Annotated in this window: 6 protein-coding genes, 1 rRNA gene and 1 riboswitch; of the genes, 4 read left to right on the forward strand and 3 right to left on the reverse strand. The window is 60.8% G+C overall.

Features of this window, described 5'->3' with window-relative positions; translation table 11 throughout:
- Positions 1-183: 183 nt before the first annotated feature.
- Positions 184-1,308, reverse strand: coding sequence for a 5-(carboxyamino)imidazole ribonucleotide synthase (locus tag J9889_RS16280; RefSeq protein ID WP_069651564.1), 1,125 nt, complete (start codon positions 1,306-1,308; stop codon positions 184-186).
- On the reverse strand, positions 1,305-1,814 hold the full coding sequence (purE, locus tag J9889_RS16285) for a 5-(carboxyamino)imidazole ribonucleotide mutase (RefSeq protein WP_029313402.1): 510 nt from the start codon (positions 1,812-1,814) through the stop codon (positions 1,305-1,307). Before purE ends, J9889_RS16280 begins: the two co-directional genes overlap by 4 nt.
- A 207-nt stretch (positions 1,815-2,021) precedes the next feature.
- A riboswitch (cobalamin riboswitch) is annotated at positions 2,022-2,200 on the forward strand.
- 51 nt (positions 2,201-2,251) lie between these two features.
- Here purE and J9889_RS16290 point away from each other — a divergent pair.
- A complete protein-coding gene (locus tag J9889_RS16290; RefSeq protein ID WP_042879289.1) occupies positions 2,252-4,117 on the forward strand; it encodes a TonB-dependent receptor in 1,866 nt (621 codons plus the stop codon).
- 108 nt (positions 4,118-4,225) lie between these two features.
- Complete coding sequence (murI, locus tag J9889_RS16295) at positions 4,226-5,014, forward strand: glutamate racemase (protein WP_048209425.1); 789 nt, start codon at positions 4,226-4,228, stop codon at positions 5,012-5,014.
- Positions 5,015-5,017: 3 nt separating this feature from the next.
- Here the strand turns inward: murI and J9889_RS16300 are convergent, their stop codons facing one another.
- Positions 5,018-5,509: an RNA-binding protein gene (locus J9889_RS16300; protein WP_029313407.1), complete on the reverse strand. Its 492-nt coding sequence runs from the start codon at positions 5,507-5,509 to the stop codon at positions 5,018-5,020.
- Positions 5,510-5,922: 413 nt separating this feature from the next.
- Here J9889_RS16300 and J9889_RS16305 point away from each other — a divergent pair, with 413 nt between their 5' ends.
- Complete coding sequence (locus J9889_RS16305) at positions 5,923-6,087, forward strand: hypothetical protein (protein WP_210557351.1); 165 nt, start codon at positions 5,923-5,925, stop codon at positions 6,085-6,087.
- Positions 6,088-6,112: 25 nt separating this feature from the next.
- A 16S ribosomal RNA gene (locus tag J9889_RS16310) occupies positions 6,113-6,244 on the forward strand; the annotation flags it as partial.

Consider the following 6,244-nt stretch of genomic DNA (forward strand, 5'->3'; position numbering starts at 1 on the left):
ACCGGTCTTGACAGTGAATGTGAAAAGAGTGTTTACCGAGATCAATACCAATAAGCGCAACGTTTTCCATGATGGCCTCTCCTGAAAGAAAAACACCCTGTCAGCGTACCGCTCACAGGGTGGGGGTGACCATCTCATTAGACCCGGGCCTTGGCCCGGGTCTTTGCATGTCAAGGGGTGGACTCAGCGCGGAGGCAGACCCAGCAGGGCGCGCAGCTGGTGCGCGGTGGCCTCGACCGCCGCCCAGTCGCGGCCAGTGACGGTGACGTGGCCCATCTTGCGGCCGGGGCGGGCTTCGCCCTTGCCATAGAGGTGAAGGTGCACCCCGGGCAGGGCCAGGGCGCCGGCCCAGTCCGGCGTGCCGTCTTGCCACAGATCCCCGAGCAGGTTGAGCAGGATGGCGGGCTGAACCTCAGCCTGTGCCGGCAGCGGCAGATCGCACAGGGCGCGCACCTGCAACTCGAACTGGCTGCAACCGGCGTTGTCGATGCTGGGATGACCCGAATTGTGGGGCCGGGGGGCCATCTCGTTGACCAGCAGTTCACCGCCGACCAGGAAGAACTCCACCGTCAGCACACCCACATAGTCGAGGGCGGCGATGATGTGCTCGGCGATGCGCTGGGCTTCGCGCTCCAGGGCGGGCACATTGGCCGGGGAGCGGGTCTGATCCAGGATGCCGCCGCTGTGCCAGTTCTGCACCAGAGGCAGGGCACTGATGGCACCGCTCGGACTGCGGGCCAGGGTGAGGGCAAACTCCCCCTCCAGTGGCAGGCGTTTTTCCAGCACGCAAGGGACACCGCTGGCGGCCAGGGCCGCTGGCAATTCGCCCGCATTGTGGATAGTCCACTGCCCCTTGCCATCGTAGCCCTCGCGGGCGGTCTTGAGGATGGCGGGGAAGAGGTCGCTGGGCAGGGCGGGCAGCGGCTCGCCGGGCAGCAGGGTCAGGTTCGGGGCGACCGGTACGCCGGCGCGGGTCAGGAAGGCTTTCTCTTCCCGGCGATCCTGACAGACACGTACTGCGCTCGCGGCCGGGCGCACCGGCTGGTACTGCTCAAGCAGGGCCAGGGAGGCGGCGGGCACGTTTTCGAACTCGCAGGTGATGGCGTCGCAGCGGCTGGCCAGATCGCGCAGGGCATCGGTATCGTCATAGGCGGCAACGATCTGCTCGTCGGCGGCTGCACCGGCGATGCTGATGGGGTCCGGGTCCAGCACGATCACCTTGTAGCCGAGACGGTGGGCAGACATCACGAAGTAGCGACCGAGCTGGCCGCCACCGAGCATACCCAAAGTGGCGGGGGGCAGTATCATGCCGGCTCCTCCAGGGTGAGCGCCAGCACCCGGTCGCGCTCCTTGGCGCGGAAGCCGTCGAGCTGCTGGTGATAACGGGGAGCGTCGCCATCCTGGGCGACAGACAGCAGGGACACGGCGAACAGACCGGCATTGGCGGCACCCGCCTCACCGATGGCGAAGGTGGCGACCGGCACGCCCTTGGGCATCTGCACGATGGAGAGCAGGGAATCCATCCCCTTGAGCTGGCGGGTGGGGATGGGCACGCCCAGCACCGGGATCGTGGTCTTGGCGGCCAGCATGCCCGGCAGGTGGGCTGCGCCGCCGGCGCCGGCGATGATGGCGCGCAGACCGCGATCGCGCGCACTGGCGGCATATTCAAACAGGAGATCCGGGGTGCGATGGGCGGATACGACGCGCGCTTCATAGGGCACGCCGTGCTCCTTGAGGATGCGGGCGGCGGCCTGCATCACGGGCCAGTCAGAGTCGGAGCCCATTACCAGGCCGATCATAGGGGGGGTCGTCATTACGGCTTCCTCGGATGTCAAACGTTTGCCGCATGTTACCAAAAAGCCGTGGGATCTGGCTCAACATTTCTTGTGTTTGACCCTCTCGAATGACGGTCAACGAGCCTCAAGGTACGAGAGGGGGCGAGGATCTGCGCCACTTGGCACCGGCTTTGGGTAAAAACGACATTAGAAATCCAGATGGCTATACATCCAAGGCGGCTCTGCCTATAATCCCCCCGCTTTGGCGCATCATGCTTAAAAGGGAATCCGGTGAGAATCCGGAGCTGGCGCGCAGCGGTAAGGGGGAACGAAGCGACATCAGGGCACTGCCGTCAGGTGGGAAGCCGTCGCCGTAGGCCATCAGCCCCCAAGCCCGAAGACCTGCCAAAGTTCGTATTTCGGGCCGAGAGAAACCGGCCACGAAGTAGATGCTTACGCGAACTTAAGGATCTCTCATGTCCAAGACATTATTGGCGGCTGCCCTGTTGCCAACGGCGGCCTTTGCCCAACAACTGACCATCCCCGTCAATCCCACCATGGTGGTGACCGCTACCCGTGTCGCCCAGCCTGCCTCCAGTGTGCTGGCCCCCGTCAACGTGGTGACCCGTGACGAGATCGATCGCCTGCAAGCCCAGACCGTGACCGATGTGGTCAAGACTCTGCCCGGCGTGGAAGTGGTCAGCAACGGCGGCCGCGGCCAGCTCAGCTCGCTGCGGGTACGTGGTGGCACCTCTTCCCAGACCCTGGTGCTGGTGGACGGGGTGCGCAGCGCCTCTCTGACCGCCGGGATGACCGAGCTCAACAACCTGCCCCTCAACCAGGTGGAGCGGATCGAATATATCCGCGGTGCACGCGCCACTATTTATGGGTCCGATGCCATCGGTGGGGTCATCAACATCATCACTCGCCCGGACCAGGGGACCAATCAGCACAAGTTCAACCTGGGCGCGGGCTCCCACAAGCAGCGTCAGGCTGCCTTCAGCAGCGCCAGCCAGGTGGGTGATGCGGGTCAGATCAAGGTCGCTGGTGGTTTCGATGACGAGACCGGCTACAACGTGCATCCCATCGTCGGGGTGAACGATGGCGACAAGCATGGACACCGGGGCTATAACGCCATGGTGGATTATCAGCAGGCGCTGGCCAGCAACTGGGATCTGTTCGGTACGACCCGCTGGTTCCGCAACATTGCCCAGTACGACAGATCCTCTGCCGCTTCCGCCTGGGGCCCGGCGTTTCATCAACGCAACGAGACCTGGACCGAGAACCAGAGCTACCAGCTCGGCTCCCGTTATCATGACGAGCGCTACCTGAGCGAACTGCGCGGCGCCTTCTCCAAACAGGATGCCTACGACTACCCGGATACCAGCGGCCGCGATCAGTCCGCTGATCGACTCTATACCCGTCAATACACCCTGAACTGGGTCAACAGCGTCAAACTGGACGAGAGCTGGACCCTGGGGGGGGGCGCCGACTGGCAGCGCGACATGCTGGACGATAGTTCCCGCTCCTCTGGCGTCGCCTTCCCGAGTGACGCCGATGAGCGTGACAACACCGGGCTCTATGCCCTGGCCCAGTTTGACAACCAGGTCTGGCAGGCGGAGCTGAGCGGTCGCAGCGATGACAACGAGCAGTTCGGACGTCACAACACCTGGCAAACCGGCGCTGGCTGGCGCTTCGTTGAGGATTATCGCCTCAGTGCCCGTTACGGCACCGGTTTCCGTGCCCCCTCCTTCAACGATCTCTACTACCCGGGGTCCGGCAATCCTGACCTGAAGCCGGAAGAGTCGAAAAGCCACGAGTTGATGCTGGACGGACAGACCGCTGGTGTGGAGTGGCGCTTGACCGGTTATCGCAACGACTTCGAGCAGATGATCCAGTGGGCACCGGACAGCCAGGGGATGTGGACGCCGCAAAACGTCGGCAAGGCGCGGATTGAAGGGGTTGAGCTGGAAGGGGAGTTCGAGACCGGCTGGCTGAGCCATCGCGTTTCCGCCGAATACAAGGATCCCAAGGACAAGGTCACCGACAAGCAGTTGCAGCTGATCTCCCGCAAGGGGGCCAAGTGGGTGAGCCAGGCGCAGTGGCAGCAGTTCGATGGCTCCCTGAGCTGGATCTACCAGGGTGAGCGTTATGGTGACGCGGCCAATACCACCCAGCTGGGCGGTTACAGCGTGTGGAACTTGGCGGTGGGCTATCAGGTTGCACCGTCCTGGAAGGTCTCCGGCAAGATCAGCAACCTGCTGGACAAGGAGTACCAGACCTCGGTGGGTTACCCGGCTGACGAGCGTGCCTACTATGTGACGGTGGACTACGCACTCTGATCCCCTTGTCTGGATCTGAAAAATCAGGGGCCCTGCCATTGGCAGGGCCTTTTCTATTGGCGCCGGGCGGGAGTATGATCGCGGCCTCGCATTCAAGGGGGAGCTCAGGTGGCCAATATTCTCGTGTTCGACTCCGGTATGGGCGGTCTGACTGTCTATGGGGAGATCCGTCGCGCTCTGCCGGAGCACAACTATTTCTACAGTTTCGACAATGCCCACTTTCCCTATGGCGAGCTGAGTGAGGCGGCCCTCATCGAGGCTTGTACCGGACTGGTCAGTCACATGGTGGCCGAGCACGCCATCGATCTGGTGGTGATCGCCTGCAATACCGCCAGCACCATTGCCCTGCCATCTCTGCGTACCGCACTCAGCATTCCCGTGGTCGGCGTGGTCCCCGCGATCAAGCCTGCCGCCGCCCTGACCCGTAACGGCTACATCGGTCTGCTGGCAACGCCCGGCACCGTCAGCCGTGACTATACGCATGAACTCATCGCCCAGTTCGCCCCGGGCAAGCATGTGCTGCTGAAGGGAGCCACCGAACTGGTTATCGAAGCCGAGCGCAAGCTGGCGGGGTTGCCGGTCAATATGGCCCTGCTCAGAGAGGTGCTCACAGACTGGATGGAAGGGGAGGAGAGGCCGGATACCCTGGTACTGGGATGTACCCACTTCCCCTTGCTCAACGAAGAGATCAAACAGCTGATGCCGGAATGCCAACTGGTCGATTCGGGTCTTGCCGTGGCAAGGCGGGTGGCGCATCTGCTGGCGACACTGCCGGTCCAGGCGCCTGGCGAGGGGACGGGACGTGCCTACTGCACGCGACTGGATGCTGGGGCCCAGAAACTGACAGCCCCCTTGCAAGCTTGGGGGCTGTCGTCACTCGAAGAAGTGGTGTACTGAATATCAGGCGTCGACGTCGTTGACGTCCTTCTCATCCCGGTCCCGCTTGTCATTTGCTTCACGCACTTTCAGGGTGCGCTGCTGATACTCCTTGTCATTGAGCGCGGCGATGGCCTTGGCCGCATCGGCGACAGGCATCTCCACAAACCCGAAGCCCCTGCGTTTGCCGGTGGCCTTGTCCTTCATCAGACGAACTGACAGTACCTGACCTTGCTCGGCAAAGAGTTCGCGCACCGCAATCTCGTTGGCGCGATAGGGCAGGTTGCCTACATATAAGGTACAGGTCTCCTGGCTGGTCGCCTGTTCGAGGGCGGTGGCAGGCGCACGGTTAAGGAAGAGCGGTACCACGAAACCGCCAATGGCCAGACCGGCGGCAAAAATGACTTCGACTTTCAGAGAGAACTGCAGGGCCTGGGCAACCAGATAGCCGAGCAGCGCCAATACCAGAGCAAGAACTGCTGCCTGCACATAAACGGGAAACTTGGATAAATTCATCTTTAAAGACCTTTTGTAAATGAAAGCAAAAAAGGTGCAACACTCTATTCACCTTCATGGTAACCAGCTTTACGACCAGACGCTACCATGGACCACTTGAGGTAAATTATCCGCTTCAGTATGGCATTCCTTCAGCCAGGAAGATCCTGATAAATGCCAATAAAAGAGGGCTGAAATCATCAGCTTGTGGATAACATTGTATATATACACTGGGTAAGTTGTTTCTAACTGGATAATTTGAAGTTTCCGTGACTTTCTTCAAAAATTCCCTTGTCATCGCAATCGGCCTCCCTATAATGCGCCCCTACCAGCACGGCGGAACACGCCAACCTGATGAGCCAGCTTCCCTTAGGAAGTGGGCGCCGAAAGAAAAGCGAAAACAACCGCTTGACTTTCGAAGTGAGGAGCGTAAGATGCGCCTCCTCAACGCGATAAGCGTGACGCTCTTTAACAATTTGAATCAAGCAATCTGTGTGGGCACTCGCAGCATCGAGCATCAAAAACAATTTTTGATATCAATGTCTGATGAAGTGACCAAAGCAACGAAAGTTGCAGCAGTTAATTCAGCAATTCATTGAGCCGCCTTAATTGGCAACCAAACTTAAATTGAAGAGTTTGATCATGGCTCAGATTGAACGCTGGCGGCAGGCCTAACACATGCAAGTCGAGCGGCAGCGGGAAAGTAGCTTGCTACTTTTGCCGGCGAGCGGCGGACGGGTGAGTAATGCCTGGGAA

This window comes from Aeromonas sp. PrichA-15 (assembly GCF_017939245.1).
GTDB lineage: Bacteria > Pseudomonadota > Gammaproteobacteria > Enterobacterales > Aeromonadaceae > Aeromonas > Aeromonas caviae.

Excerpts from the sequence above, each read along its gene's own strand:
- J9889_RS16290 (WP_042879289.1), top strand. The coding sequence starts at position 2,252 with ATGTCCAAGACATTATTGGCGGCTGCCCTGTTGCCAACGGCGGCCTTT.
- J9889_RS16300 (WP_029313407.1), bottom strand. The coding sequence starts at position 5,509 with ATGAATTTATCCAAGTTTCCCGTTTATGTGCAGGCAGCAGTTCTTGCT.
- J9889_RS16280 (WP_069651564.1), bottom strand. The coding sequence starts at position 1,308 with ATGATACTGCCCCCCGCCACTTTGGGTATGCTCGGTGGCGGCCAGCTC.
- purE (WP_029313402.1), bottom strand. The coding sequence starts at position 1,814 with ATGACGACCCCCCCTATGATCGGCCTGGTAATGGGCTCCGACTCTGAC.
- J9889_RS16305 (WP_210557351.1), top strand. The coding sequence starts at position 5,923 with ATGCGCCTCCTCAACGCGATAAGCGTGACGCTCTTTAACAATTTGAAT.